Genomic DNA, 21,880 nt, shown 5'->3' on the forward strand with positions numbered 1-21,880 from the left:
GGCGGGTCGCGCACGCGGGACGCGCCGGTCGGGCGGGGCCGGTGTGGCCGCTGTGGCCCGGGGGCTCAGCCGGTGGCGGAGATCTTCTCGATCAGTGCGGTCGTGGAGATGGCGGGCGTGCGCGGGAGGTAGACGACGTCGCAGACGTCGCGGAACTCGTCGAAGCGGCCCTCCCAGTCGTCGCCCATCACCAGCACGTCGGCGCCGTGCTCGAGGATGTAGTCGCGCTTGAGCTCGAGGCTCTCCTCGAGGAAGACGGCGTGCACGGGCTTGAGCGCGGCCACGATCGCCATCCGCTCGCCCTCGCTGAAGACGGGCTCGCGGCCCTTCTTGCGCATGTTCAGCTCGTCGGCGGAGACCCCCACCACGAGCCGGTCGCCGAGGGCGGCGGCGCGCTCGATGACGCGCAGGTGCCCGACGTGGAAGACGTCGAAGGTCCCGAAGGTGATCACGGTGCGGGCCGCGGAGGAGGGTGCCGACATGCCGCGAAGTCTCGCACCAGACGCCCGTGCGCGAGAATCTGACCCTGATGAGCACCCAGACCGCGGCCGCCGCCCCCCGCACCGACACCACGCAGGACGACGTACGCCGTCGTGGCCTGCGCCGCATGCGCAGCGTCGCCCTGGGACTCCTGGTCCTGGCCGCGGTGGTCTACGCCCTGACCCGCGAGGCCGACGGCTTCTGGGGCTTCGTCAACGCCGGCGCGGAGGCGTCGATGGTGGGCGCCATCGCCGACTGGTTCGCGGTGACCGCGCTGTTCCGCCACCCGCTGGGGCTGCCGATCCCGCACACCGCGCTGATCCCGCGCCGCAAGGACGACCTGGGGCGCGGGCTGCAGGAGTTCGTCGGCGAGAACTTCCTGCAGGAGGACGTGGTGCGCGAGCGCGTCGGCGCCGCCCAGGTCGCGGCGCGGGTCGGCGCCTGGCTCTCCCAGCCCGAGCACTCGCGGCGGGTGGTCGACGAGACGGCCGAGGTGGTCGCGGCCGCGCTGGGCAAGGTCAGCGACGAGCACGTGCGCAGCCTGGTCGAGGACGCGCTGGTGCCGCGGTTCCGCGAGGAGCCGATCTCGCCGCTGCTGGGCAACCTGCTGTCCGAGGCGATGCGCGACGACCTGCACCACGGGGTGATCGACCTGGTCCTCGACGAGCTGCACGGGTGGCTGGTCGACAACCCCGACACCGTCGCCGACGTGCTGGGCGAGCGGGCGCCGTGGTGGGCGCCGCAGAGCGTCAACGAGCGGGTCACCTCGCGCATCCACCTCGAGCTGGTGCGCTGGGTCGCCGACATCCGCGACGACCCGCGCCACCGGGCCCGTGCCGCCCTCGACTCGATGCTGCGCCAGCTGGCCCACGACCTGTGCGAGGACCCGGCCACCCGCGAGCGCACCGAGGCCCTCAAGCACCGTCTCCTCGACCAGCCGCAGGTCATCGCCACCGCCATCGCGCTGTGGGACGCCCTGCGCCGGGCACTCACCGACTCCCTGGCCGACCCCCGTGGTGCGGTGCGCACCCGGTTGCAGACCGAGGTCGACCGGTTCGCCCACCGCCTGGTCACCGAGCCCGGGCTGCGCGAGAGCCTCGACTCCGCGGCCGCGGACGCTGCCGTCTTCGTGGTCGAGCGGTACGGCGACGAGGTCACCACCGTCATCACCCACACCATCGAGCGCTGGGACGGTCGCGAGGCCGCCGAGCGCATCGAGCTGCACGTGGGCCGCGACCTGCAGTTCATCCGGATCAACGGCACCATCGTCGGCGGCCTGGTCGGCGTGCTGATCCACACCCTCGACGTGCTGCTGCCCTGACCGAGGCGCAGTGGCCGGTCAGTGACCGGCCTCGTAGTGGGAGAGGGTCACGCCGCCCGGAAAGGTCCTCGCCGCCACGAGACGCAGGTGGACCCGGGAGTCCAACGGGGTGAAGAACGGTGTGCCGCTGCCGACCAGCACCGGGTGCGTGAGCACCTGGTACTCGTCGACCAGGCCGGCGCGCATCGCCGCCCCCGCGAGGCCGGCGCCGCCGATCTCCATCGGGCCGCCGTCCTCGGCCTTCAGGCGAGCGATCTCGGAGACGGCGTCGCCGGTGCACAGCCGCGCGTTGCCGCTGACCTCGGAAAGGGTCGAGGAGAACACCACCTTCGGCGTCCTCTGCCAGATGCGGGCGAACTCGGCCTCCACGGGTGACACGTCCGGTTGCCGGTCGGCGGTCGGCCAGTGCGCGCTCATCACCTCCCACAGCCTGCGGCCGTACAGCGAGGCACTGATGTCGCGGGCCCGGTCGTTGAACCACTGGTGCAGCTCGGGGCCGGGCACGCCCCAGCCGATGTCGCCGTCGCGCGTCGCGACGTAGCCGTCCAGGGTCGTGTTCATCGAGTAGATCAGTCGTCGCACGGTGCCAGGCTCCCGTCAGTGGTGTCGTCCTCGAGGAGAACGACCACGCCGGTGATCGAGAATCATCTCGACCGTCCCCGATCGCGTGAGACATGACAGTCCACAGATCTGCTTCCGCCCCTATGCATCGAACGTGCGTTCGAGTAAATCGGGGCATGACCTCCGCTCCCACCGCCACCGATCTCGCCTGTGGCGAGGCCGAGCTGGTCGAGGCGCTGCGGGCGGCGGAGGAGCAGAAGTGCCGGCTCGACGCGCTGCAGGTGGAGCTGACGGCTCGTCTCGACGAGGTCGTACGCCGCCGGCACGCCGCGGCCGGTCTGTCCGTCGACCGGCAGGGTGTCGGGGTGGCCTCGCAGGTCGGGCTGGCGCGGCGCGAGTCGCCGAACCGGGGTGCCCGCCACCTCGGGTTGGCGAAGGTCCTGGTGGCCGAGATGCCGCACACGCTGGCCGCGATGCGCGCGGGCTGGTGCGGCGAGTGGCGTGCGACCCTGCTGGCCCGCGAGACCGCGTGCCTGTCGCTGGAGGACCGGCGCCGGGTCGACGCGGAGCTGATGGCTGACCCCGAGACCACTGACGGCTGGGGCGACAAGCGGCTGGTGGCCGCGGCCCGGGCCCGCGCCTACGAGCTCGACCCGCACGCGGCCCTGAAGCGCTCCCGCAAGGCCGAGGGCGAGCGGTACGTGTCCCTGCGACCGGCACCGGACACGATGACCTGGCTGACCGCGCTGCTCCCGGTCGCCCAGGGGGTCGCTGCGTACGCCGCGCTCACCCGCGCCGCCGACTCCGCCCGCGCCGACGGTGACGAGCGCTCCCGCGGGCAGGTCATGGCCGACACCCTGGTCGCCTCCGTGCTCACCCGGTCCGCCGAGTCGGCGCCAGTTCCCGCGGTCCCGGTGGCGGTGAACCTGACGGTCTCCGACGCCACGCTCCTCGGTGGTGGCCACGAACCGGGGTGGGTGGCCGGCTACGGGCCGGTGCCGGCCGGGTTCGCCCGCGAGCTGGTCGCCACCGCGATCGCCGACGCGCAGGCGACCCTGCGCAGGCTCTACACCACCAGCGCAGGGGCGCTCGTGGCGATGGACTCCAGGGGCCGCACCTTCCCCGCCAGCCTGGGACTCTTCATCGACCTGCGCGACCAGTCGTGCCGCACCCCGTGGTGCGACGCACCCATCCGCCACCACGACCACGTCGTCCCCGACCACGCCGGCGGCCCCACCAGCGCCACCAACGGACAAGGCCTCTGCGAGGCCTGCAACCAGGCCAAGGAGGCCCCCGGCTTCACCGCCACCACCGAGGGCAGCACCGTCGTCACGACCACCCCCACCGGACACCAGGTCCGCTCGAGGGCACCCGACCTCCCACCCGGCGACCCACCAGTCACAGCAGCACCAACGCGACCACGGGTCGACGTCGTCCACCCCCGCCTGCAGATCGTCCTCGACGACTACACGCCCGCCGCCTGACCCCGGGCCGGCACGCGGGTGGTTCACTGGGGGAGTGCCTGAACCCGTGGAGCCCTTCGACGTCCCCGTCCGCGAGGAGTCGGTCATCCGCCTCGGCCAGTTCCTCAAGCTCGCCAACCTGATCGAGTCGGGGTCGCAGGCCAAGGAGGTCGTGGCCTCGGGGGAGGTGCTCGTCAACGGCGAGGTCGAGACCCGCCGCGGGCGCCAGCTCGCGATGGGCGACGTGGTGCGGCTGGGCCCGCAGGCGGCGCGCGTCGCCGACGAGGCTTCGTACGACGACGGGCTGCCCTGGTAGGAGCCGCGCCGGCAGGGCTCAGCCGCGGACCAGCGCGTCCGGGCCCAGGTCGCGGTGGCTGGCGTAGCCGGCGTTGGCCAGCGTCAGGTCGAGCTCGGCCAGCAGGCAGCGCAGCACGTGCTCGACGCCGGGCTGTCCGCCCAGCGCGAGGCCGTAGAGGTAGGGACGGCCCAGCAGGACCGCCTCGGCGCCCAGCGCCAGCGCCTTGAGGACGTCGGGCCCCGAGCGCACGCCGGAGTCGAAGAGCACGCAGAGGTCGTCGCCGACGGCCTCGGCGATCGCGGGCAGCACGTCGAGCGAGGCGACCGCCCCGTCGACCTGGCGGCCGCCGTGGTTGGAGACCACGACGCCCTCGACGCCGTGGTCGCGGGCCAGGCGGGCGTCGTCGACGTGCTGGATGCCCTTGAGCACGATCGGCCCGGGCCAGCGCTCGCGCAGCCACGGCAGCTGGTCCCAGGTCAGGCCAGGGTTGGGGAAGACGCCGGCGAAGGCGATGCCGGCGCCGGTGGGGTCCTCGTCGGCCGGCTTCTCGAGCCGCGCGTTGAAGACGGGGTCGGAGGTGTAGGAGGCGATGCCCTGGTTGGCCAGGAACGGCAGGTAGCCCCGGTCGAGGTCCTGCGGGCGCCAGCCCAGCATCGTGGTGTCGAGGGTGACGACCAGGTGCGTGTAGCCCGAGGCCTGCGCCCGGGACAGGAAGCTCTCGCACAGCTCGGGGTCGGAGGGCCAGTAGAGCTGGTACCACCGGGCGCCGTCGCCGGAGGCCTCGGCGACCTGCTCGATGGAGTGGTCGGCCTGCGTGGACTGCACGAACGGCAGCCCCAGGGCGGCCGCGGCCCGGGCGCTGGCCAGCTCGCCGTCGGGGTGGGCGAGGGTCTGCACGCCCACCGGGCCGAGCAGGACCGGGGCGGCCATCGGGGTGCCCAGCACCTCGGTGGACAGGTCGCGGGTGGCGTGGTCGCGCAGCATCCGCGGCACGATCCGCCAGCGCTCGAAGGCCGCGACGTTGGCGCGGGCCGTCGAGCCCCCACCCGCGCTCGGCACGATGTAGCCGAGCGGGGCGGGGTCGAGCACCTGGGCCGCAGCGGTCTCCAGCGAAGCCAGGTCGGTGGTGATCGACGGCGTGGTGCCGCCGATCATCCCGTCGACGTAGATCGAGATCTGGTGGTCGCCGAAGTGGCCCATGACGCGGCTCCGCTGCTCAGGTGGGGTGGTGCAGGGAGCCTAGGGGGTCAGGAGACGCCGAGCAGGTCGACGACGAAGATCAGCGTCTCGCCGGGCTTGATGACGCCGCCGGCGCCACGGTCGCCGTACCCCAGGTGCGGGGGGATGACGAGCTTGCGGCGCCCGCCGACCTTCATGCCCTGCACGCCCTGGTCCCAGCCGCTGATGACCTGGCCGATGCCGAGGCGGAACTGCAGCGGGGTGCCGCGGTTGTACGAGGCGTCGAACTCCTCGCCGGTGGAGTGGGCCACGCCCACGTAGTGCACCGACACGGTCTGGCCGGCGGCGGCCTCGGCGCCGTCGCCGACGGTGACGTCGGTGACCACGAGGTCGGCGGGAGGGTCGAAGTCGGGGAAGTCGATCTCAGGCTTGTCCATGGCCCCGACCCTAGTGCCCTGCAGGTAGGGTCTGCGGCGGCTGGTGGGGGACACCGGTCCAGGCGAGGGAGGGCACGTGCCGGAGGAAGCGTCAGCCGACAAGGCGCGCAAGCGGCACGCGCTGCCGCTGTGGCAGGAGTCGCTGCTGCTGATGGGCCTGGCCGTCGTGCTGGCGCTGGTCGTCAAGACCTTCCTGGTGCAGGCCTTCTACATCCCCTCCGGCTCGATGGAGCCCGGGCTCGAGGTCAACGACCGCATCCTGGTGCAGAAGGTGTCCTACTGGACCGGCGAGCCCGAGCGCGGCGACATCGTCGTCTTCGAGGACCCGGGCAGCTGGCTGAGCCCGGCCGAGTCGGCCGGACCCACCGGTGCCGTGGCCAGCACCCTGAGCCGCATCGGGCTCTACCCCGCCGGTGGCCACCTGGTGAAGCGCGTCATCGGCGTCGCCGGCGACACCATCACCTGCTGCGACGACCAGGGCCGGCTGCTGGTCAACGGCGAGCCGCTCGACTCCAGCGCCTTCATCCGCAACGGCCGCGACTGCGACGGCCCGATGGTCGCCTCCTGCGAGTGGTCGGCCGGCCCCGTGCCCGAGGGCTCGGTCTTCGTGATGGGTGACCACCGCGACGACTCCGCCGACTCCAGCTTCCACCTGTCCTGCGACCTGTCGAAGGAGCGCGCGCAGCGCCGCGGCGACCAGGCCGAGGACCCCGACCCCGAGAGCGCCGGCACCTGCGACGGCACCGACGCCTGGGTCGGCACCGACCTGGTGGTCGGCAAGGTCTTCGCCCGCGTCTGGCCGGCCAGCCGCTTCTCGCTGCTCGACAAGCCCGAGGCCTTCGACGCCCTCGACTGAGGCGTACGCCGCTCGGCGCGGCGCTCAGGCGGCGCTGCCCACCAGCACCGGCTCGTCCACGGGCGCCGCGGGCCGCCGCGACAGCAGGGCCTCGGCAACGATCAGCACCGCCAGCCCGGCCGTGGTGACCAGGGCGCCGGCCCACAGCGGCGAGGCGTAGCCCAGCCCGGCGGTGATCGTCACCCCGCCGATCCACGCCCCGAACCCGTTGCCGACGTTGAACGCGGCGATGTTGGCCGCCGAGGCCATCGTCGGGGCGTCGCCGGCGTGCTGGAGCACCCGCATCTGCAGGGCGGGCACGGTGGCGAAGCCCAGGCCGCCCATCAGCACCAGGGCCACCACGGTGAGCGGCTGCGAACCCGCGCCCACCGAGAAGACCGCCATCACGACGACCAGCAGGCTCATCGCCACCAGCAGGGTGCGGGGGACCGAGCGGTCGGCCGCGCGCCCGCCCAGCGTGTTGCCGGCGACCAGGCCGACCCCGAAGAGGATCAGCAGCCACGGCACCGCGCCGCTCGAGAAGCCGCTGACCCCGGTGAGGGTGTAGGCGATGTAGGTGAAGGCGCCGAACATGCCGCCGTAGCCGAGCACCGTGACCACCAGCGACAGCCACACCTGGCTGCTGCGGAAGGCCACCAGCTCCTGGCGCAGGGGGAGCGGCTGGTCGGCGTCGGCCCGTCGCGCCGGCACCAGCGCGGCGATGGCGACCATGGCCACGACGCCGATGACGGTGATCGCCCAGAAGGCCGAGCGCCAGCCGAGCTGCTGGCCCAGCAGGGTGCCCAGCGGCACGCCGAGCACGTTGGCCGCGGTCAGGCCGGCGAACATGGTGGCGATCGCGGCGGCCTTGCGCTCGGGGGCGACCAGACCGGCCGCGACGACCGAGCCGATGCCGAAGAACGCGCCGTGGCACAGCGCCGCCACGACGCGCCCGGCCATCATCACGTCGTACGACGGGGCGACGGCGCAGATGAGGTTGCCGGCCACGAAGAGCACCATCAGGCCGAGCAGCACCCGCTTGCGCGGCAGTCGGGAGACGGCCGCGGTGACGAGGATGGCGCCGACCGCGACGCTGAGCGCGTAGCCGGAGATCAGCCAGCCGGCGGTGGCCTCGTCGACGGCCAGGTCGGTGGCGACCTCGGGCAGCAGTCCGGCGATGACGAACTCGGTGAGCCCGATGCCGAAGCCGCCGGCGGCGAGGGCGAGGAGTGCGAGTGGCACGAGCCGCTCCTTCAGGTTGGTGCGCTCAAACAATTAAGCGCGTGTGCAACTAAAGTAGTTGCACACGCGTGCTGTTGCCAAATGCTGCTAAAGTCGGGGGCATGGGCATCCAGGACGACGCGGTCGAGGTGCGCGCCAGCGGGTGGCGGCGGCTGGCCGCCCTGCACGCGCTGATCGAGTCGGCGCTCGAGCGCGAGCTCGTCGCCGACACCGGCCTGTCGGTCGTGGAGTACACCGTGCTCGACGCGCTCTCGCGCCAGGACGGCTGGCACATGCGGATGGCGCAGCTGGCCCGCGCCGCGGCGCTCTCGCCCAGCGCCGCCACGCGACTGGTCAACCGGCTCGAGGACCGGGGCCTGCTCACCCGCATCCTGTGCCAGGAGGACCGGCGCGGCATCTACACCGAGCTCACCGCCGACGGTCGTCGGGCCCTCGCCGCGGCCCGCCCGGTGCACGACGCGGCGCTCGTCGACGCGCTGGCCGAGGCGGCGGCGACCCCCGAGCTGTCCGGGCTGCTGGAGAGCCTGCCCGACCTGGCGCCGCTGCGCTCCTGACGCCCCGGGGCCGGCCCCGGCTCAGACCAGCAGGCCGGCGCCCCCGGCGGCCGCGACCAGCGCGCCGAGCAGCCGCACCCGGTCGGCGACCAGCAGCCGGCGCAGCAGGTCCGGGCGTGGCCCCAGGCGCCCCAGCCGGGCGTGGGTGGGGGCGGCGACCGCGGCGGTCGCCAGCACCGACACCGCGACCCCGGCCAGGGCCACCCAGCCGGCCGTCGAGGGGTCGGCCAGCGCCACGCCCACCCCGGCGACCACGAGTGCCGGGTAGAGCAGCCCCACCAGGGGCGTGATGCGACGGCTGTGCCGGTCGTGCACGTCCGCCCAGCGCTCCACGCCGGTGCGGGCGAGCGCGGGGTAGACCAGCGCGGTGACGGTGGCCTGGAAGCCCAGGTGGGCGGCGGCGACGAGCGCCAGCGCCACCTCCGCGGTGCCGGCCACGCTCAGCGCCGCTCGTGCGCGAGTGCCCCGACCAGGCGGCGTACGGCGCCCGCGGCGCGGTGGCCGCTGACCAGCGCGCCCTGCAGCGAGGCCGTGTCGCGGTGGTCGCCGCAGACCACGAGCGAGGGGCCGAGCACCTGCTGCCGGCGGTGCGCGAGCGGCGCGGGCTGGGCGGGCAGCGCGTCGTGCACCTCGTGGCGCGCCACCGTCTCCCACCCCGAGGCGCCGGCGCCGAGCAGCTCGGCGGCCTGGCGGCGCATCGTCGCCTCGTCGGGCACCTCCCGCCCGTCGCCGATGAGCGCCGAGGCCTGCACCAGGTGCTGCCCCCGCGGCGCGTACGACGGCGCGGCGGCCGAGACGACGGCGGTGTTGACCAGCGGGCCGGTCGGGCGGCTGCGGGCGTCGACGTGCAGCAGGCCGGGGCCCGGGTCCACCCGGTCGCCGGGCAGCGCCCACCAGTGCGTGACGACGCCGCGGGTGGCCGGGGGCGGCAGCACCGAGTCGCCCAGCAGCGAGGCCGCGGCCACGCCCGAGGTGGCCACGACGACCACCCGCGCCTCGACCGGGCCGTCCTCGGTCTCGACCGTGGCCCCGCCGTCGTCGGGGCGCAGCGCGACCGCCGCCCGGCCGAGGTGGAGGCGCTCGCCGAGCCCGCGGGCCAGCTGGTCGGGCAGCGCCTGCATGCCGGCGCGCGGCAGCGAGGGCGTGCCGTCGAGGAAGGCGCGCGTCAGCAGCAGCGCGAAGTGGTCGGAGGTCTCGCCGCTGTTGTCGAGCACCACCCCCGCCAGGAAGGCGTCGAGCACGCGGCGCAGGTCCCCGCGCACCCCGTGGGCGTCGAGCGCCGAGCGCAGCGACCCGTCGGGCCGGGTGCGGGCGGCCCGGCCGACCAGCCCGCGGTGGTCGCGGGTCAGCAGCGGTCGGCCCCAACGTGCCGCCGCGGGCGCGCCGCGCAGCAGGGGCAGGGCGCCGCGCACCGTCGCGGGCAGCAGCCGGGGCTCGCGCCGCGGGTCGGCCACGCGGGAGGTGCCGCCGTCCAGCCGGGCGGCCACCCCGGCGGGCAGCGGCTGCAGCCCCAGGGCGGAGGTGTCCACCCAGCGGCGCACGGCGGGGTAGGCGGGGTTGAGCAGCTGGAAGCCCCGGTCGACGGTGAAGCCGTCGACGTGCTCGGAGCGCACCCGGCCACCCACCGCGTCGGCCGGGTCGAGCACGACGACGTCGAGCCCCGCGCCGACCAGCTCGCGGGCGCACTGGAGCCCGGCGAGGCCGGCGCCGAGCACGGCGACGTCGACCCGGGCGGGCAGGCGCTGCGTGCCGCTCACCCGTGCGAGCGGGGGGCGCGGTCGACGTAGGCGACGACCCGGTTGAAGAGCGTGGTCACCGAGCGCAGGTCGGCCATCCCCGGGCCCGGCTCGTCGGCGAGGTGGTAGAGCGTCGAGGGCGCCTGGGCGGCGCCGGCGTCGGCGGCGACCCGGGCGCAGATGCGTGCGGCGTCGCGCACCGCGCGCGGCTCGACGGTCCACGACGACTCGAAGACCTTGTCGCGGTTGGCGACGTCGTCCTGGCCCGGCAGCTCCCAGGCCGTCAGCGCGATGGGCAGGTCGACGCTGTCGACGACCACCGCCCACTCGCGGCGCATGGGCGCGTCGACGGCCAGCGGCACCCGCACTGGGCGCCGGATGCTGGTCGTGTCGTCGGCCCGCGCCTCGTCGGCGTCGAAGTCGGCGTAGACGAACGTCGAGGCGGCCACCCGGGCCAGCTCGTCCCAGCGCTGCTCGGCGCGCTCGAAGTTGCGCCGGCGCTGGAAGAGCCCGAAGAGGTGGGCGCGGTCGGCGCGCGCGGCGAACTCGTCCTCGATGGCCCACGACAGCGCCAGCAGCGTCGACTTGCTCAGCCGGTGGGTGTCGAGGTGGGGGTGGCGGCGGCGCAGCTCGGCCCACACCGAGGGGGTGCGGGGCTCGGCGTCGGCCTGCAGCGCCCGCACCGCCCGCTCGATCGCCACGTCGAGGCGGGTGCCCGCGTCGCGGCTCTCGAGCACGCGGCGCACGGCGTCGACGTCGGTCTCGAGGTAGCGCCGGTGCCCGCTGTCGAGGCGCTGGGGCACCGGGAAGCCGTGGCGCTGCTCCCACATGCGCAGCGTGGCGGGGGAGACGCCGGTCTGCTCGGCGAGGTCGCCGATCGAGAGGCGGGCGTCACGGGCGTCGCGGGCGTCGTGCTCGGTGGGCTGGGTCATGCCCACACCCTAATACTCAACAGGCTGTTTAGGAAACTGTTGAGAAAAACCTCCGTCGGGCCCACAGCGACACGTAGACCAGCCCGACCAGCACGGGCACCTCGATCAGGGGCCCCACGACTCCGGCCAGGGCCTGGCCGGAGGTGACGCCGAAGACGCCGATCGCCACCGCGATCGCCAGCTCGAAGTTGTTGCCGGCCGCGGTGAAGGCGAGCGTCGTGGTGCGCTCGTAGGTCATCCCCAGCGCCATGGCGAAGACGAAGGAGCCCGCCCACATCAGCGCGAAGTAGGCCAGCAGCGGCAGCGCGATCCGGGCCACGTCGAGCGGCTGGCTGGTGATGGTCTCGCCCTGGAGGGCGAAGAGCACCACGATCGTGAAGAGCAGGCCGTAGAGCGCCCAGGGACCGATCGCCGGCAGCAGCCGCGCCTCGTACCACTCGCGGCCCTTGGTGCGCTCGCCGAGGGTGCGGGTCAGGAAGCCGGCCAGCAGCGGGATGCCCAGGAAGATCAGCACCGAGACCGCGATCGACCAGATCGACACGTCGAGGCCACCCCCGGCGCCGTCGTCGCCCAGGCCGAGCCAGCCGGGCAGCAGGTCGAGGTAGAACCAACCGAGGCCGGCGAAGGCCACGATCTGGAAGACCGAGTTGATCGCCACCAGGATCGCCGCGGCCTCGCGGTCACCGCAGGCCAGGTCGTTCCAGATCAGCACCATGGCGATGCAGCGGGCCAGGCCGACGATGATCAGGCCGGTGCGGTACTCCGGCAGGTCGGGCAGCATCAGCCAGGCCAGCGCGAACATCAGCGCCGGGCCGATCAGCCAGTTCAGCACGATCGAGGCGACCAGCAGCCGCCGGTCGGCGGTGACGTGGCCCAGCTCGTCGTAGCGGACCTTGGCCAGCACCGGGTACATCATCACCAGCAGGCCGATCGCGATCGGCAGCGAGACCGAGGCGACCTCGACCCGGGCCAGCGCCTCGTCGAGCCCGGGGACGCCGCGGCCGAGCAGCAGGCCCGCGGCCATCGCCAGGAGGATCCAGACGGGCAGGAAGCGGTCGAGGGTCGAGAGCCGCGCGCCGACCGCGGCGTCGGCGGCGTCCTGCTGCACCGCGCTCATGCGGGGGTCCCGGCCAGCGAGTCGGGCACGGCGCCGAAGAGGGTCAGGAAGGCCTGCATGGCCTCGGGGCGCACCCGGTAGTAGACCCACACCCCGCGCTTCTCGCGGTGCAGGAGGCCGGCGTCGTGCAGCACCTTGAGGTGGTGGCTGATCGTGGGCTGGGAGAGGTCGAAGGCCGGCTGCAGGTCGCAGACGCAGGCCTCGCCGCCCTCGTGGGCCAGGACCAGCGAGAGCAGGCGCAGGCGGACGGGGTCGGCCACCGCCTTGAGCACCGCCGCGACCGAGGTCGCCTGCTCCAGGCTCAGCGGCTCGCGGGCCAGCGGGGTGCAGCAGGCGAGCGGGTCGTCAGGGGCACAGGCAGACATCGACATGCGTGAATACTGACACGTGTCGATGTCAGGGGGGTAAATGTCGTGCGTCAGGCCTGGTGCACGTAGGAGTCGAGCTGGTCGCGCTCGAAGGTCAGCTGGTCGATCTTGTGCTTGACCAGGTCGCCGATGCTCACGATGCCCACCAGGGCGCCGCCGTCGCGCACCGGCACGTGCCGGATGCGGCGCTCGGTCATCAGCTGCATCACCACGTCGAGGTCGGCGTCGGGCTCGGTGCACTCGACCGAGGCCGTCATGATCGCGCCCACGGTGTTGTTGACCACCGTGCCGTCCTGGGCCAGGCGGCGCACGACGTCACGCTCGCTGACGATGCCCTCGATCGCCTCGCCGTCGCTGCTCACGACGACCGCGCCGATGTTGTGCTCGGCCAGGAGCGCCAGCAGCTCGCGCACGCCGGCCTCGGGGGAGATGGTCACGACGCCCTCGACGCCGCGCTTGCCGCTCAACAGGTCCGCGATCCTCATGTGCACACCTCCGTGACCGGGGTCGCCGACGTCGACGACCGCTACCTCGACGGTACAAGTGTGAGCGCGCTCACGCACGGGACCCGCCCAGGTCGTGGACGACCGGCTCAGGGCAGGTGCTGGTCGCCGCCGCGACGCCCGCGCAGCGGCGAGACCGAGCCCGGCCCGGTGCGCGGCCAGTCGGGGTCCTCGTCGCCGCCGTCGTCGTCGGGCAACGAGCCCAGGAACGTCATCGCGGCCTCGTGGAGGTGGCCGTTGGAGGCCAGCGCGTTGCCGCCGAAGGGTCCGTCGGTGCCGTCGAGGCTGGTGAAGCGCCCGCCCGCCTCGCGCACGATGACGTCGAGCGCGGCCATGTCGTAGACCTCCAGCTCGGGCTCGGCCGCGAGGTCGACGGCCCCCTCGGCCACCAGCATGTAGGACCAGAAGTCGCCGTAGGCGCGGGTGCGCCACACCCGACGCATCAGCCCGACCATGTCGTCGAGGCGGCCGCGCTCGTCCCAGCCCGAGAGCGAGGAGTAGGACAGCGAGGCGTCCTCGAGGCGGCGTACGTCGGAGACCTGCATGCGAGTGGCCTTGAGCAGGGAGCGGCCGGTCCAGGCGCCGTGGCCGGCCGAGGCCCACCAGCGCCGCTGCAGCTGCGGGGCGGAGACGACGCCGAGCACCACCTCGTCCTCGACCACGAGCGAGATCAGGGTGGCCCACACCGGGACGCCGCGCACGAAGTTCTTGGTGCCGTCGATCGGGTCGACGATCCAGCGGCGCTGGCTGTTGCCGGTGGTGCCCTGCTCCTCGCCGGTCACGGCGTCGCGCGAGCGGACCCGCGACAGGGTGCGTCGGATCGCCTCCTCGACGGCCTGGTCGGCGTCGGTGACCGGCGTCAGGTCGGGCTTGCTCATCACGTGCAGGTCGAGCGCCTTGAAGCGCGCGGTGCTCAGGGAGTCGGCGTCGTCGGCCAGCAGGTGGGCCAGGCGCAGGTCGTCGGTGTAGTCGTGCGCGGGGCTCTGGTCGGGGGACACGCCCACAGGCTAGTGGTCGGAGGCGGAGCGGGCGGCCAGCAGCCGCCGGAAGGACGTGACCCGGTCGGGGTCGGCCTCGCCCGAGGTGATCGCCTCGTCGAGCCCGCACTCGGGCTCGTCCTCGCCGTGGGTGCACCCGCGCGGGCAGCCCTCGGTCATCTCGTCGAGGTCGGGGAAGGCCTCGATGAGGTGCTCGGGCTCGACGTGGGCCAGCCCGAAGGACCGGATGCCCGGGGTGTCGACGATCCAGCCGGCGTCGGCCTCGGAGCGCCCCGGCAGCGGCGGCAGCCGCAGCATGTAGGCCGAGGTCGAGGTGTGGCGGCCGCGGCCGGTGACCGCGTTGACGTGGCCGACCTCGCGGTGCGCGCTGGGCACCAGCGCGTTGACCAGCGTCGACTTGCCCACGCCGCTGTGCCCGACCATCACGCTGATCTGTCCGGCGAGGCGCTCGCGCAGCTCGTCGAGGTCGCCGCCGCGCTGGGTCACCACCCACGGGACGCCCAGGGAGCGGTAGGTCGACAGCAGCACCTCGGGGTCGGCGAGGTCCGACTTGGTCATGCACAGCAGCGGCGCCATCCGGGCGTCGTACGCCGCCACGAGGGCCCGGTCGAGCAGCCGCGGACGGGGCTCGGGGTCGGCCAGCGCGGTCACCACGACGAGCTGGGTGGCGTTGGAGACGATGACCCGCTCGACCGGGTCGTCGTCGTCGGCGGTGCGGCGCAGCACCGTGCTGCGCTGGTGCACCTCGACGATGCGGGCGAGCGACCCGTCGTCGCCGGTGGTGTCGCCCACGACGCGCACCCGGTCGCCGACCACGACCGCCTTGCGACCCAGGGGCCGGGCCTTCATGGCGGTGACGGTGCGGTCCTCGACCAGCAGCGTGTAGCGGCCCCGGTCGACGGTCACGACGAGGCCGTCGAGTGCGTCGTCGTAGGTCGGTCGCTCCTTGGTGCGGGGCTTGGTGCGGCGGCGCGGGCGCTCGTAGTGCTCGTGGTCGTGGGTCGAGTAGCGACCGCGCACCGGGCTCACCGCCGCCTCAGCCCCGCTCGTCCGCGCCGGGGCGCAGGAGCCCGGCCCAGAAGCCGGCGAAGTCGGGGAAGGTCTTGCTGGTGGTGGCGACGTCCTCGACCAGGACGCCGTCGACGGCGGCGCCGACGATGACGCCGGCGTGCGCCATCCGGTGGTCGGCGTAGGTGTGGAAGACCCCGCCGTGCAGCGGCGCGGGGCGCAGGCTCAGGCCGTCGGGGTGCTCGACGACCTCGGCGCCGAGGGCACCGAGCTCGGTGGCCAGGGCCGCGAGCCGGTCGGTCTCGTGGTGGCGGATGTGCGCGATGCCGCGCAGGTGGCTGGGGCCCTCGGCCAGGGCGCACAGCGCGGTCACCGCCGGGGCCAGCTCGCCCACGTCGTGCAGGTCGTAGTCGAGGCCCTGGAGCCGCTCGGGGCCGGTGACCCGCAGCCCGCGGCCCGAGCTCGCGTCGGGGACGTCGACCATCTCGACCTCGCAGCCCATCAGGGCCAGGATCTCGCGCAGGGCGTCGCCGGCCTGGGTGGTGCTGGCGGGCCAGTCGCGCACCGTGACGCTGCCGCCGCTGAGGGCCGCGAGCGCCAGGAAGGGCGCGGCGTTGGAGAGGTCGGGCTCGATCAGGTGGTCGACGGCCCGCACCGGCCCGGGGGCCACCGACCAGCGGTTCGGCGTCGAGTCGTCGACCTCGACGCCGTGGGCGCGCAGCATCGCGGTGGTCATGTCGATGTGGGGCTGCGAGGGCACCGGCTTGCCGTCGTGGCGCACGTCGACGCCCTCGTCGTAGCGGGCGCCGGCCAGCAGCAGCGCCGAGACGAACTGCGAGGAGGCCGACGCGTCGAGCACGACGGTGCCTCCGCGCACCGACCCGCCGCCGCGCACCGTGAAGGGCAGCGCGCCGCGGCCCGCGTCGTCGATGTCGACGCCCAGGCCGCGCAGCGCGGTCAGCACCTCCCCGACGGGGCGGTTGCGCATGTGGGGGTCGCCGTCGAAGGAGACGTCACCGGAGGCGAGGGCGGCCACCGGCGGCACGAACCGCATCACGGTGCCGGCCAGGCCGCAGTCGACGTGGGCGGGGCCGCGCAGCTCGCCCGGCGTCACCTGCCAGTCCTCGCCGGAGGTGTCGACGTGGGCGCCCATCGCGCTCAGCGAGCGCGCCATCAGCGTCGTGTCGCGCGAGCGCAGCGCGCGTCGTACGACGCTCGGGCCGTCGGCGACGGCCGCCAGCACCAGCGCGCGGTTGGTCAGCGACTTGCTGCCCGGCAGCGAGACCGTCGCGGTGAGCGGCGAGGTGGCCCGGGGCGCGGGCCAGTGCTCGGAGCGGTGGTCGGGCCGGGGGTCGGCAGCAGCGTCGGGCACCCGCGAAGACTACCGACCCCGGCTGCTCAGCCGACCGGGGACTTCGCGCGGACCAGGCGGGCCTCCTGCTTGGCCGACGCGGCCAGGTGGGCGGCCTCGCGACGCGCGTCCTTGCCGACCCGGCGCGCGCGCCACGCGACGCCGGGGCGGCCGTCGGTGTCGCCGGAGGCGATCAGCAGCCCGCCGATCATCGAGAGGTTCTTGAAGAAGGCCATCTGCTGGGTGCGCTTGACGTCGGGGTCGGACTCGGCCCAGAAGGCGTGCCCGGCGATCGTGGTCGGCACCAGCGAGGCGGTCAGCACGCCGGCCGAGAGCCGCGGCGCACGGCCGGTGGCGAGGGCGAGGGCGGCGGCGACCTGCACGCCGGCGTTGATGCGCACCAGGGTGGCCGGGTCCTCGGGGATGACGCGGGCCTGCGGCACGGCCTTCTTGGCCGCCGGCACCACCTTGTCGGTGACCTTGGCGGCCTTGGGCGCCAGGTCGTCGGTGTGGCGCAGGGCGTTCTGGGCGCCGTAGATGACTCCGGCGGCGATCAGGGGACGGGCGATCATGCGGCTCAAGGACATGGCCCCTTGTCTACACGACCGTGCGCGCGGCGTGGTCGCCTCACGGGGTGAGAGGGCGGCGGACCGGGTCTAGGGTGGGCCGCATGTGCGGCAGGTACGCCTCGAGCCGGCGGCCCGAGGACCTCATCGAGGAGTTCGAGATCGACCAGCCGCGGATCGCCGCGCCCCTGGAGGCCGACTACAACGTCGCGCCCACCAAGGAGGTCTACGCCGTGCTCCAGCGCCCGCCGCGCTCGCAGGACGACGGTGGCGAGCCGGCCCCGCCCGAGCGCCAGCTGCGGGTGCTGCGCTGGGGGCTGGTGCCCTCCTGGGCGAAGGACCCCTCGATCGGCAACCGGATGATCAACGCCCGCAGCGAGACCGTCGCCGAGAAGCCGGCCTTCCGGCGCGCCTTCGCCTCGCGGCGGTGCCTGCTGCCCGCCGACGGGTACTACGAGTGGTACCCGACCTCCCAGACCACCGCGGCGGGGCGCCCGCGCAAGCAGCCCTTCTTCATCCGCCCGGCCGACGGCGGGGTGCTGGCGATGGCGGGGCTCTACGAGATCTGGCGCGACCCCACCCGCGGCGACGACGACCCCGAGCGGTTCCGCTGGACCTGCACCGTGATCACGACCGAGGCCGAGGACGGCCTGGGGCGCATCCACGACCGGATGCCGATGATGGTCGAGCGCGAGCGGTGGGCGCAGTGGCTCGACCCGGCCACCGCGCCGGGGGCCGCCGACCTCGCGGCACTGCTGAGCCCGGCCGCGCCGGGACGGCTCGAGGCCTACCCGGTCGCGCCGCTGGTCAGCAACGTGCGCAACAACGGCCCCGAGCTGGTGCGCCCGCTGCCGCTCGACGACCTGCCCGCGGGAGTCGCCGACGAGCTGGCCGACGACCTGGCCGGCAGGCCGGCATGAGCGCCCCGGAGGAGAGCGTCACCGTCGAGACGCCGCACGGGCCGGGACGCCTGGTCCTGACCCGCGCCCCCGAGGAGGGGTGCCGGCTGCTGCTGAGCCACGGGGCCGGCGTCGGCATCGACACCCGCGACCTCGAGGCCCTCGTCGCCGCCCTCCCCGGCAACGGCGTCAGCGTGGCGCGCTTCGAGCAGCCGTGGCGACTGGCCGGGCGCAAGGTCGCCTCACCGCCGCCCACGCTCGACGACGGGCTGCGGGCGGCCGCGGCCGCGCTCGCGTCGCTGGCCCCGGCCACGGGCACCCCGCTCGTGGTCGGCGGCCGCTCCGCCGGGGCGCGCTCCGCGACCCGCTGCGCCCGCGACCTCGGCGCCGCCGGCTGCCTGGCGCTGGCCTTCCCGCTGCACCCGCCCGGCCGGCCCGAGCGCTCCCGGCTCGACGAGCTCCTCGGGTGCGGCGTACCCACGCTGGTGGTGCAGGGCGAGCGCGACACCATGGGACGCCCCGAGGAGTTCCCCGACGAGCTGCCCGACGGGGTGGTGCTCTCGGTCGTGCCCGGCGCCGACCACGGGTTCAAGACCCTCAAGACAGGGGACGTGACCCAGGACGAGGCGCTGGCGGTGCTCGTCGAGACCACCCTGGAGTGGCTGGTGCGCGACGTGGTCGGCAACCCGGCCGCCACCCGGCGCTGACCCGCGGGAACATCCGGCGGGGTCCGCTGGTTCCCCCTGACGTGATGGCCCTGCTCGAACCGACCGCACCGCGGCTAGGCTGGGACTCGATGAGCGACACCACCGAGTCCCCGGCCCCCGCGCCCGCGGACCTGACCCCTGACGACGCCGCGCCGGCGACGACCCCCGAGGTCGTCGACCGCGAGACGGAGACCGACGCCGAGCGCTCGGCGCGCTTCGAGCGCGACGCGCTGCCCTTCCTCGACCAGCTCTACTCGGCCGCGATGCGGATGACCCGCAACCCCGCCGACGCCGAGGACCTGGTGCAGGAGACGTTCGCGAAGGCGTACTCCTCCTTCCACCAGTTCAAGCCCGGCACCAACCTCAAGGCCTGGCTGTACCGCATCCTGACCAACACCTTCATCAACACCTATCGCAAGAAGCAGCGCCAGCCGCAGCAGTCGATGGGTGAGGACGTGGAGGACTGGCAGCTGCACCGTGCCGAGTCGCACACCTCCTCGGGGCTGAAGTCCGCCGAGACCGAGGCGCTCGAGCACCTGCCCGACTCGCAGGTCAAGGACGCCCTCCAGCGCCTGCCCGAGGAGTTCCGCCTGGCGGTCTACCTCGCCGACGTCGAGGGCTTCGCCTACAAGGAGATCGCCGAGATCATGGACACCCCCATCGGCACGGTGATGTCGCGGCTGCACCGCGGCCGCCGCCAGCTGCGCGACATGCTCTCCGACCACGTGCGCGCCAACTCCCTGCTGCCCGCCTCGACGGTGCCGGGGGAGGTGTCATGACCAGCCACGAGAACCCCGCCCACGAGGACCGGCCCCACGACCACGAGCACACCGACGAGGTGTCGGCCGAGGAGTGCGTCGACTTCCTCGAGCGGATCGTCTACTTCCTCGACAACGAGCTCGAGGCCTCCGACTGCGACGCCGTGCGCCTGCACCTCGACTCCTGCAACCCCTGCCTGGAGAAGTACGACCTGCAGCGCACCGTCAAGCAGATCGTCGCCCGCTCCTGCTCGGAGTCCGCGCCCGCCGAGCTGCGCGAGCGCGTGATGATGCGGATGCGCCAGGTACGGGTGGAGATCACCGAGCGCTGACCCAGGCGCAGACCTTGCCCCAAATGGGCTAGACACGCTTTACATTGCCGTCACCAAATTGGGGCAGAGACCCCTTGACTTTACTTTAGGTCTCTGCTGACCCCCCTAGCGTCACACCCCTGGACATCGACCTGGGGGGGATCTGATGGCGTCGAGACGTGTCGTGCGTACCTCGGACAGGGGAGCGGCAGCAGTCGAGTTCGGCCTGGTCGCGCTCGTCCTGTTCACCCTGGTCTTCGGGATCCTGCAGTTCGGCTTCTGGTTCTGGTCCTGGCAGGCCGCCGGCCACGCCGCCCGTGAGGCGGCACGGGTAGGCGCCGTCGACCCGTGCGGGACCGCGAGCATCCAGGCGGCCGGGGCCCAGGCGCTCGACGGGGTCCCGACGGGCACGGGCGCCACCGTGACCGCCACGAAGCCCGCGGGTGCCACCGTCGGCGACGAGATCACGGTCAACGTCACCTTCGAGAGCATCGACCTCGGGTTCTTCCCGTTCTTCGACGCCTCCATCGACAAGTCGGCGACCTCGCGGATCGAGAACGTCCCGGCGGGGTGCGCGCCGTGAGCGCCCGTCGGTGCACCCGTCGCGCAGGTCGTGACGACCGCGGCGCCGTGGCCATCCTCTTCGCGGTGCTGGCCGTGGTGCTCCTCGGCGTCGGCGCCCTCGCGGTCGACCTCGGCCAGGCCTACGCCAAGAAGTCGCTGCTGCAGACCGACGTCGACATCGCGGTGATGGCCGCCGTCGCCGAGCTCGACCAGGAGGCGGGCTGCAACGCCGAGGTCGTCAGCGCCGCGGAGGACTACCTGACCCGCGCCGGCAACGCCGTGCCCGGCCAGTACCCGATCGACCTCGACGGCGCCCCCGGCGACCAGGACGGCTTCATCCGCTGCCCCGGTGACTGGAAGGTCGAGCTGTGGGCGCCCCGTTCCGAGGTGCCGCTCGGGCTGGGCCGCGTCCTCTCCGACGACGACAGCTTCGACGTGGCGGCCCGGGCCGCCGCCCAGGTCAGGTCGCCCGCCGCCGGTGCGGTCCTCCCGTTCTTCGGGGTGCAGGGCTGCGACTACGGCGCCCAGACGATCCGCGACGACAGCGGGGGCAGCGCCACGGCTGCGCCGGTCCCGGCGCTGAACCCCGACTCCAGCACGCACAACAAGGCGGAGTTCAGCCTCAGCCCGACCTCGGCGCCCGAGGGCACGTCGTCGATGACGCTGACGCTGAGCGGGAAGTTCCTCGGCAAGGCCGACGGCGTCGGGTTCACCGGTGCCGGCGGCCCGCCCCACCACCACGTGGCCGCTCCGGCGACCACGAGCCCGAACACCATCAGCGTCCCGGTTCCCGCGGCCGTCCTCTCCGTGCCCGATGCCTGGTACGTCCGGGTCCTCGAGGCCGGGGAGTGGTCGGAGCAGCACGAGGCGCAGCGGTTCACGGTCGGGGAGGACAAGCTCTACTGCGACACCTCGCTGGAGGGGAACTTCGGCACGATCGACATCCCGCGCTCGGACACGAAGTCCTTCGTCCTGGAGCACAACATCATCCGGGGCGTCGAGCCCACGCTCGCTCTGCACCCCAGCCCCGCGGGGGAGTGCGGCGGCAAGCCGGGCAGCGTCGAGTCCACGTCCACCCCGGTCGACGGCACCAACTGCCTGGCCAGCGAGCCCGGGCTCAAGATCTCGGCCACGAACGCAGGTCTCGTCTCGGGCAAGGGCGGACTTCCCGGACGGCTCGACCGGGACTCGACGAACCGCTGCAGCCGAGGCGGCACCAACGCCCGCACCTCGGCCACGGTGCTCGGCAGGAACATCAACGACGACCTGCTCAGCTGCTACGTCGTCAACGGCGCGCACCTCAGCGACCTGGTCGCCGGCAACGCGGTGGGCACCGCCGCACTGTCGGCCGACATCTTCGCCTCGCCCCGCTTCTTCTGGATCCCCGTCGTCGACACCGACCCGTCGACCGGCAAGAAGTCCTGGCCCGTCGTCGCCTTCCGCCCGGGCTTCATCACCGACCAGTCCCTCGCAGCGACCCGGTCGGCTCCCGGCACCATCAGCGCACTCAACGGCCTGGTCACCGAGCCGTCGGGCATCCGGGAGGTGCGCGTCGTGCTGTTCAGCCAGGACGCGCTGCCGCCCACGGCACCGGCGGTCGGCGACGAGGTCGACTACACCGGCTCGGGCACCAAGGTCCTGGTCCTCGTCGAATGACGCGGAGCGGCGGCCCTCACCCATCCAGCACCATGA

Annotated in this window: 26 protein-coding genes; 11 read left to right on the forward strand and 15 right to left on the reverse strand. The window is 73.8% G+C overall.

Features of this window, described 5'->3' with window-relative positions:
- Nucleotides 1–65 precede the first annotated feature (65 nt).
- Nucleotides 66–482, reverse strand: coding sequence for an adenylyltransferase/cytidyltransferase family protein (locus OCU29_RS11905; RefSeq protein WP_179613750.1), 417 nt, complete (start codon nucleotides 480–482; stop codon nucleotides 66–68).
- A 47-nt stretch (nucleotides 483–529) separates the two neighbouring features.
- Between OCU29_RS11905 and OCU29_RS11910 the strand changes: the two genes are divergently transcribed.
- Nucleotides 530–1,801 (forward strand): DUF445 domain-containing protein, encoded by a 1,272-nt coding sequence (locus OCU29_RS11910; protein WP_261820107.1) that lies wholly within the window; start codon nucleotides 530–532, stop codon nucleotides 1,799–1,801.
- An 18-nt stretch (nucleotides 1,802–1,819) separates the two neighbouring features.
- Here the strand turns inward: OCU29_RS11910 and OCU29_RS11915 are convergent, their stop codons facing one another.
- The gene (locus OCU29_RS11915) at nucleotides 1,820–2,383 is read right to left on the reverse strand and encodes a dihydrofolate reductase family protein (RefSeq protein ID WP_261820108.1); all 564 of its coding nucleotides are present in this window, start codon (nucleotides 2,381–2,383) and stop codon (nucleotides 1,820–1,822) included.
- 155 nt (nucleotides 2,384–2,538) lie between these two features.
- Here OCU29_RS11915 and OCU29_RS11920 point away from each other — a divergent pair, with 155 nt between their 5' ends.
- Entirely contained in the window at nucleotides 2,539–3,846 is a 1,308-nt protein-coding gene (locus tag OCU29_RS11920; RefSeq protein WP_261820109.1) for an HNH endonuclease signature motif containing protein, read from the forward strand.
- Between the two features lie 34 nt (nucleotides 3,847–3,880).
- Nucleotides 3,881–4,141 (forward strand): RNA-binding S4 domain-containing protein, encoded by a 261-nt coding sequence (locus OCU29_RS11925; protein WP_179613746.1) that lies wholly within the window; start codon nucleotides 3,881–3,883, stop codon nucleotides 4,139–4,141.
- A gap of 18 nt (nucleotides 4,142–4,159) precedes the next feature.
- On the opposite strand, the gene OCU29_RS11930 is transcribed toward OCU29_RS11925, so the two are convergent.
- Nucleotides 4,160–5,323: a lactate 2-monooxygenase gene (locus tag OCU29_RS11930; RefSeq protein WP_261820110.1), complete on the reverse strand. Its 1,164-nt coding sequence runs from the start codon at nucleotides 5,321–5,323 to the stop codon at nucleotides 4,160–4,162.
- Between the two features lie 47 nt (nucleotides 5,324–5,370).
- A complete protein-coding gene (locus OCU29_RS11935; protein WP_179613744.1) occupies nucleotides 5,371–5,739 on the reverse strand; it encodes an FKBP-type peptidyl-prolyl cis-trans isomerase in 369 nt (122 codons plus the stop codon).
- 76 nt (nucleotides 5,740–5,815) lie between these two features.
- Here OCU29_RS11935 and lepB point away from each other — a divergent pair, with 76 nt between their 5' ends.
- Nucleotides 5,816–6,595 carry a signal peptidase I gene (lepB, locus tag OCU29_RS11940; RefSeq protein WP_261820111.1) on the forward strand — a complete coding sequence of 260 codons (780 nt, stop codon included), beginning with the start codon at nucleotides 5,816–5,818 and terminating at the stop codon, nucleotides 6,593–6,595.
- A gap of 24 nt (nucleotides 6,596–6,619) precedes the next feature.
- Here the strand turns inward: lepB and OCU29_RS11945 are convergent, their stop codons facing one another.
- Nucleotides 6,620–7,816 carry an MFS transporter gene (locus OCU29_RS11945; RefSeq protein ID WP_261820112.1) on the reverse strand — a complete coding sequence of 399 codons (1,197 nt, stop codon included), beginning with the start codon at nucleotides 7,814–7,816 and terminating at the stop codon, nucleotides 6,620–6,622.
- Between the two features lie 101 nt (nucleotides 7,817–7,917).
- Between OCU29_RS11945 and OCU29_RS11950 the strand changes: the two genes are divergently transcribed.
- Nucleotides 7,918–8,370 (forward strand): MarR family winged helix-turn-helix transcriptional regulator, encoded by a 453-nt coding sequence (locus tag OCU29_RS11950; RefSeq protein WP_261820113.1) that lies wholly within the window; start codon nucleotides 7,918–7,920, stop codon nucleotides 8,368–8,370.
- Nucleotides 8,371–8,391: 21 nt separating this feature from the next.
- Here OCU29_RS11950 and OCU29_RS11955 read toward each other — a convergent pair whose 3' ends face one another.
- The 10 genes from OCU29_RS11955 to OCU29_RS12000 all read right to left on the reverse strand — a co-directional run bounded on the left by OCU29_RS11955 (nucleotide 8,392) and on the right by OCU29_RS12000 (nucleotide 16,970).
- Complete coding sequence (locus OCU29_RS11955; protein WP_261820114.1) at nucleotides 8,392–8,808, reverse strand: hypothetical protein; 417 nt, start codon at nucleotides 8,806–8,808, stop codon at nucleotides 8,392–8,394.
- Nucleotides 8,809–8,810: 2 nt separating this feature from the next.
- On the reverse strand, nucleotides 8,811–10,127 hold the full coding sequence (locus OCU29_RS11960; RefSeq protein WP_261820115.1) for an NAD(P)/FAD-dependent oxidoreductase: 1,317 nt from the start codon (nucleotides 10,125–10,127) through the stop codon (nucleotides 8,811–8,813).
- Nucleotides 10,124–11,038, reverse strand: coding sequence for a DICT sensory domain-containing protein (locus OCU29_RS11965; RefSeq protein ID WP_261820116.1), 915 nt, complete (start codon nucleotides 11,036–11,038; stop codon nucleotides 10,124–10,126). The genes OCU29_RS11960 and OCU29_RS11965 overlap by 4 nt, the downstream gene beginning before the upstream one ends.
- 28 nt (nucleotides 11,039–11,066) lie before the next feature.
- Nucleotides 11,067–12,155 (reverse strand): ACR3 family arsenite efflux transporter, encoded by a 1,089-nt coding sequence (gene arsB / locus OCU29_RS11970; protein ID WP_261820117.1) that lies wholly within the window; start codon nucleotides 12,153–12,155, stop codon nucleotides 11,067–11,069.
- Nucleotides 12,152–12,526, reverse strand: a complete 375-nt coding sequence (locus OCU29_RS11975) for a metalloregulator ArsR/SmtB family transcription factor (protein ID WP_261820118.1) — start codon at nucleotides 12,524–12,526, stop codon at nucleotides 12,152–12,154. Before OCU29_RS11975 ends, arsB begins: the two co-directional genes overlap by 4 nt.
- Nucleotides 12,527–12,573: 47 nt before the next feature.
- Nucleotides 12,574–13,008, reverse strand: a complete 435-nt coding sequence (locus OCU29_RS11980; protein WP_179617105.1) for a CBS domain-containing protein — start codon at nucleotides 13,006–13,008, stop codon at nucleotides 12,574–12,576.
- A 107-nt stretch (nucleotides 13,009–13,115) separates the two neighbouring features.
- Nucleotides 13,116–14,024 (reverse strand): inositol monophosphatase family protein, encoded by a 909-nt coding sequence (locus OCU29_RS11985; protein WP_179617104.1) that lies wholly within the window; start codon nucleotides 14,022–14,024, stop codon nucleotides 13,116–13,118.
- A gap of 9 nt (nucleotides 14,025–14,033) precedes the next feature.
- Nucleotides 14,034–15,053, reverse strand: coding sequence for a ribosome small subunit-dependent GTPase A (gene rsgA, locus OCU29_RS11990; RefSeq protein ID WP_179617103.1), 1,020 nt, complete (start codon nucleotides 15,051–15,053; stop codon nucleotides 14,034–14,036).
- 7 nt (nucleotides 15,054–15,060) lie between these two features.
- Nucleotides 15,061–16,404, reverse strand: coding sequence for a 3-phosphoshikimate 1-carboxyvinyltransferase (gene aroA, locus OCU29_RS11995; protein WP_261820119.1), 1,344 nt, complete (start codon nucleotides 16,402–16,404; stop codon nucleotides 15,061–15,063).
- 26 nt (nucleotides 16,405–16,430) lie between these two features.
- Nucleotides 16,431–16,970, reverse strand: coding sequence for a DoxX family membrane protein (locus tag OCU29_RS12000; protein WP_261820120.1), 540 nt, complete (start codon nucleotides 16,968–16,970; stop codon nucleotides 16,431–16,433).
- 83 nt (nucleotides 16,971–17,053) lie between these two features.
- On the opposite strand from OCU29_RS12000, the gene OCU29_RS12005 reads away from it, so the two are divergent.
- The 6 genes from OCU29_RS12005 to OCU29_RS12030 all read left to right on the forward strand — a co-directional run bounded on the left by OCU29_RS12005 (nucleotide 17,054) and on the right by OCU29_RS12030 (nucleotide 21,844).
- Entirely contained in the window at nucleotides 17,054–17,869 is an 816-nt protein-coding gene (locus tag OCU29_RS12005; RefSeq protein ID WP_261820121.1) for an SOS response-associated peptidase, read from the forward strand.
- On the forward strand, nucleotides 17,866–18,555 hold the full coding sequence (locus OCU29_RS12010) for an alpha/beta family hydrolase (protein ID WP_261820122.1): 690 nt from the start codon (nucleotides 17,866–17,868) through the stop codon (nucleotides 18,553–18,555). Before OCU29_RS12005 ends, OCU29_RS12010 begins: the two co-directional genes overlap by 4 nt.
- A gap of 89 nt (nucleotides 18,556–18,644) precedes the next feature.
- Nucleotides 18,645–19,334: a sigma-70 family RNA polymerase sigma factor gene (locus OCU29_RS12015; protein WP_246305191.1), complete on the forward strand. Its 690-nt coding sequence runs from the start codon at nucleotides 18,645–18,647 to the stop codon at nucleotides 19,332–19,334.
- Nucleotides 19,331–19,645 (forward strand): mycothiol system anti-sigma-R factor, encoded by a 315-nt coding sequence (gene rsrA / locus OCU29_RS12020; RefSeq protein WP_179617098.1) that lies wholly within the window; start codon nucleotides 19,331–19,333, stop codon nucleotides 19,643–19,645. Before OCU29_RS12015 ends, rsrA begins: the two co-directional genes overlap by 4 nt.
- Nucleotides 19,646–19,808: 163 nt before the next feature.
- Nucleotides 19,809–20,207, forward strand: coding sequence for a TadE/TadG family type IV pilus assembly protein (locus OCU29_RS12025; RefSeq protein ID WP_261820123.1), 399 nt, complete (start codon nucleotides 19,809–19,811; stop codon nucleotides 20,205–20,207).
- Nucleotides 20,204–21,844: a TadE/TadG family type IV pilus assembly protein gene (locus tag OCU29_RS12030; RefSeq protein ID WP_261820124.1), complete on the forward strand. Its 1,641-nt coding sequence runs from the start codon at nucleotides 20,204–20,206 to the stop codon at nucleotides 21,842–21,844. Before OCU29_RS12025 ends, OCU29_RS12030 begins: the two co-directional genes overlap by 4 nt.
- Nucleotides 21,845–21,880: the final 36 nt, after the last annotated feature.

Origin of the sequence: Nocardioides sp. OK12 (genome assembly GCF_024341885.1) — a bacterium.
In the GTDB taxonomy this organism is placed as follows: domain Bacteria; phylum Actinomycetota; class Actinomycetes; order Propionibacteriales; family Nocardioidaceae; genus Nocardioides; species Nocardioides marinisabuli.

Coding starts and splice junctions, on each gene's coding strand:
- OCU29_RS12010 (WP_261820122.1), top strand. CDS start 17,866: ATGAGCGCCCCGGAGGAGAGCGTCACCGTCGAGACGCCGCACGGGCCG.
- OCU29_RS12005 (WP_261820121.1), top strand. CDS start 17,054: ATGTGCGGCAGGTACGCCTCGAGCCGGCGGCCCGAGGACCTCATCGAG.
- OCU29_RS11935 (WP_179613744.1), bottom strand. CDS start 5,739: ATGGACAAGCCTGAGATCGACTTCCCCGACTTCGACCCTCCCGCCGAC.
- rsrA (WP_179617098.1), top strand. CDS start 19,331: ATGACCAGCCACGAGAACCCCGCCCACGAGGACCGGCCCCACGACCAC.
- OCU29_RS12000 (WP_261820120.1), bottom strand. CDS start 16,970: ATGTCCTTGAGCCGCATGATCGCCCGTCCCCTGATCGCCGCCGGAGTC.
- OCU29_RS11905 (WP_179613750.1), bottom strand. CDS start 482: ATGTCGGCACCCTCCTCCGCGGCCCGCACCGTGATCACCTTCGGGACC.
- OCU29_RS11910 (WP_261820107.1), top strand. CDS start 530: ATGAGCACCCAGACCGCGGCCGCCGCCCCCCGCACCGACACCACGCAG.
- OCU29_RS11950 (WP_261820113.1), top strand. CDS start 7,918: ATGGGCATCCAGGACGACGCGGTCGAGGTGCGCGCCAGCGGGTGGCGG.
- OCU29_RS11920 (WP_261820109.1), top strand. CDS start 2,539: ATGACCTCCGCTCCCACCGCCACCGATCTCGCCTGTGGCGAGGCCGAG.
- OCU29_RS11965 (WP_261820116.1), bottom strand. CDS start 11,038: ATGACCCAGCCCACCGAGCACGACGCCCGCGACGCCCGTGACGCCCGC.
- arsB (WP_261820117.1), bottom strand. CDS start 12,155: ATGAGCGCGGTGCAGCAGGACGCCGCCGACGCCGCGGTCGGCGCGCGG.
- OCU29_RS11980 (WP_179617105.1), bottom strand. CDS start 13,008: ATGAGGATCGCGGACCTGTTGAGCGGCAAGCGCGGCGTCGAGGGCGTC.
- OCU29_RS11930 (WP_261820110.1), bottom strand. CDS start 5,323: ATGGGCCACTTCGGCGACCACCAGATCTCGATCTACGTCGACGGGATG.
- OCU29_RS12015 (WP_246305191.1), top strand. CDS start 18,645: ATGAGCGACACCACCGAGTCCCCGGCCCCCGCGCCCGCGGACCTGACC.
- OCU29_RS11975 (WP_261820118.1), bottom strand. CDS start 12,526: ATGTCGATGTCTGCCTGTGCCCCTGACGACCCGCTCGCCTGCTGCACC.